We start from the raw sequence: 2470 nt of genomic DNA, 5'->3' as shown, positions 1-2470 counted from the left end.
GCGGAATGGGGATGGCCACCATGGGGCCCGCGACGACGGGCGTGAGGGGCTCCTCGCTCTCCAGCAGCTTCGTGAGCCGGAAGGCCCCGTAGGCCCCGCCCATGAGCACCCCCAGCACCATCAGGGCCCACACCGCGCCCAGCTTCGAGCGCTTCACCGGGGGCGCGGTGTCCGCGCTGGAGGCCTCGTCCGCCCGCAGCCGCGCGACCTCCGCCTTCTTGCGCGCCTCCACGACGCTCAGGGCGTCCGCCTTGCGCTCCGGCAGGTAGGGGCCGTCATCCTTCTGCAGCGCGCGCTTCGCCGACGCCATCACCTGGCTGCTCGTCGTCACGTCCGCGCTGTCCAGGAGCGAGCGCGTGGCGGCCATGCGTTCGGAGAAGAGGCCCTTCATCAGGGCCGCGCGCTGCTCGGCGTCCATCAGCTTGGTGCCGGCCGCCTTCTCGATGGCGCGCGCCATGTCCCGGCCGGACGCGTACCGGCGATCCACGTTGCGCTCCAGGGCGCGCATCACCACGCGGGAGATGTCCTCGGAGATGTGCGGCAGCAGCACGGAGGGCCACGGGATGGAGTCCTCGAGGATCTTCACCATCTCATCGCGCTCGGTCTTGCCGGCGAACAGCCGCTCGCCGGTGATGAGCTCGTGCAGCACCACGCCCACGGAGAACAGGTCGCTTCTGCCATCCAGCGGATCGCCGCGCACCTGCTCCGGGGACATGTAGCCGGTGGTGCCCTTCACCGTGCCCACGTGCGTGCGCTCCAGGCTGTTCTTCGCCTTGGCGATGCCGAAGTCGAGCAGCTTCACGGTGCCGTCGTACGTCACCATGATGTTCTTCTGCGCCACGTCGCGGTGGATGACGGGGCTGGGCTGGCCGCCGGGCGACGTGAAGGTGTGCGCGTAGTGCAGCGCGAGGCAGACGTCGCGCGCCACCGACAGCGTGAAGCCCAGCGGCACCGGCTGGCGCTTCTTGAGGCACGCGCTGGTCACCTGGTTGAGGTTCTGCCCGCCGATGAACTCCATGGCCAGGTAGAGCCCGTCGTCCTCCTCCCCCAGGTCGAACACCTGCGCGATGTTCGGGTGGTTGAAGGCCGCGGTGATGCGCGCTTCGTCCAGGAACATGCGGACGAACTGCTCATTCGAACGCGCGTCCGGGAGGATGCGCTTGATGACCACGTACTTGCGGAAGCCGCCCGGGCCGGACGTGTAGCCCAGGAACAGCTCCGCCATGCCGCCCACGGTCAACTGCGTGAGCACCTCGTACTTCCCGATGCGCTCGCCCCGATGGAAATCGATGAGGTCATCCTCCAGCGCCCCGGACCGGCGCGCCCGCATCAAGAGAAACGGAAAAAATCGCCCGCGGACCATAACAGGGCTGTTGCTGCCGGGGACGTTCCGTCCAGGTGGAGACCCACTTGGGGTGGGCCCGCATGCCCCCCAGGTCCCTGTGGATGAGCTGTGGACGACAGGGGGCGGGCTGTGGACAACCGGCCGGCGAATCCCGGGGCTGTGGATGCCGGGGGAAAACCGGCAACTTGCCCACATGTAGCAGATCGCCGATTCCTGTATGAATCCACGGGGTTGCTGACTTGTCCCCAACTCCGCGCCGCCTACTGCTTCCACCAGTTGATCAACACTACAAATAGACTGGTTGAAGAAGACGGGGCCTGTGCCTTCGCGTGGGGAGGAGACGTCCCGCGGGCCTCCGCTACAGGCTGCATCCGCTACAGGAGCGTGGCACGCAGGCGGTCCAGCAGGCCGGGCAGGTCCTGGAGCAGCTGCCGGTCCAGGTCCTCCAGCGCGTCGCGGAACATGGCCAGGTCCTCCGGCTCGCGTTCAGCGGACACCATGCGCTGCAGGCCGCGCAGGCGCAGGTTGCGCTGGACCAGCCGGGCCAGGGTGTCCTCCAGCTCGTCGCCGAGCTCGGGGTCCAGGCGCAGTTCCTGTCCCACCAGCTCCCGGAGCTGCTCCACGCGGTACGTGAGCTCCCAGCTCTCCTCGTAGCCCGCGCGCCGGGGGACCGGCTGCCCTGGGTTCCACCGCTCGTTCACATGCCCTCTAGTGCGGCCGGGGCCGGGTGAGGCCTGTCAGCGACAGCCGGGTGCGCGTCGGATCCAACTCCACGAGCATCCGGCAGTCCGCCACGTCCAGGCGCAGGGTGTAGGGAAGGCAGGGCGCGCGGTCCGAGTGCTCCCGGCTCGCGTCCGCGCCCATCCGGAACAGCTCCGCCAGCACCGCCCGCCGGACCTCCGGCGAAAGCCCGTCCACAGTGGATTGCACGCCTCGGACGATAAGCACCGTGAAGGCCTGCATTCCGGGAGAAACACTGGAGGGGCTGGCCAAGGTCATGCTGAGAACCTTTGCCAGAACCGTACCTTGCAACAGGTCTGTGTTTTCAGGGGGTTGGCGGGGGGCGGAATGTTTGGGGCTGAAAAAAACTCCGGGTCGGAAGGGGACGATCCTGAAGCCCCGGGG

Annotated in this window: 3 protein-coding genes; all 3 read right to left on the bottom strand. The window is 68.3% G+C overall.

Annotation, left to right across the window (positions count from 1 at the left end):
- On the bottom strand, positions 1-1330 hold a 1330-nt coding region (locus D7Y13_RS40800), incomplete at its 3' end, for a serine/threonine-protein kinase (protein WP_244222459.1).
- A 389-nt stretch (positions 1331-1719) separates the two neighbouring features.
- Positions 1720-2046 carry a hypothetical protein gene (locus D7Y13_RS40795; RefSeq protein ID WP_120538390.1) on the bottom strand — a complete coding sequence of 109 codons (327 nt, stop codon included), beginning with the start codon at positions 2044-2046 and terminating at the stop codon, positions 1720-1722.
- 7 nt (positions 2047-2053) lie between these two features.
- Entirely contained in the window at positions 2054-2344 is a 291-nt protein-coding gene (locus D7Y13_RS40790; protein ID WP_120538391.1) for a hypothetical protein, read from the bottom strand.
- Positions 2345-2470: the final 126 nt, after the last annotated feature.

Source organism: Corallococcus praedator, from assembly GCF_003612125.1.
GTDB classification, from domain to species: Bacteria; Myxococcota; Myxococcia; order Myxococcales; family Myxococcaceae; genus Corallococcus; species Corallococcus praedator.
The sequence above is the reverse complement of the archived record's forward strand: the minus strand, read 5'-3'. Positions and strand labels throughout refer to the sequence as shown.

Coding starts and splice junctions, on each gene's coding strand:
- D7Y13_RS40790 (WP_120538391.1), bottom strand. CDS start 2,344: ATGACCTTGGCCAGCCCCTCCAGTGTTTCTCCCGGAATGCAGGCCTTC.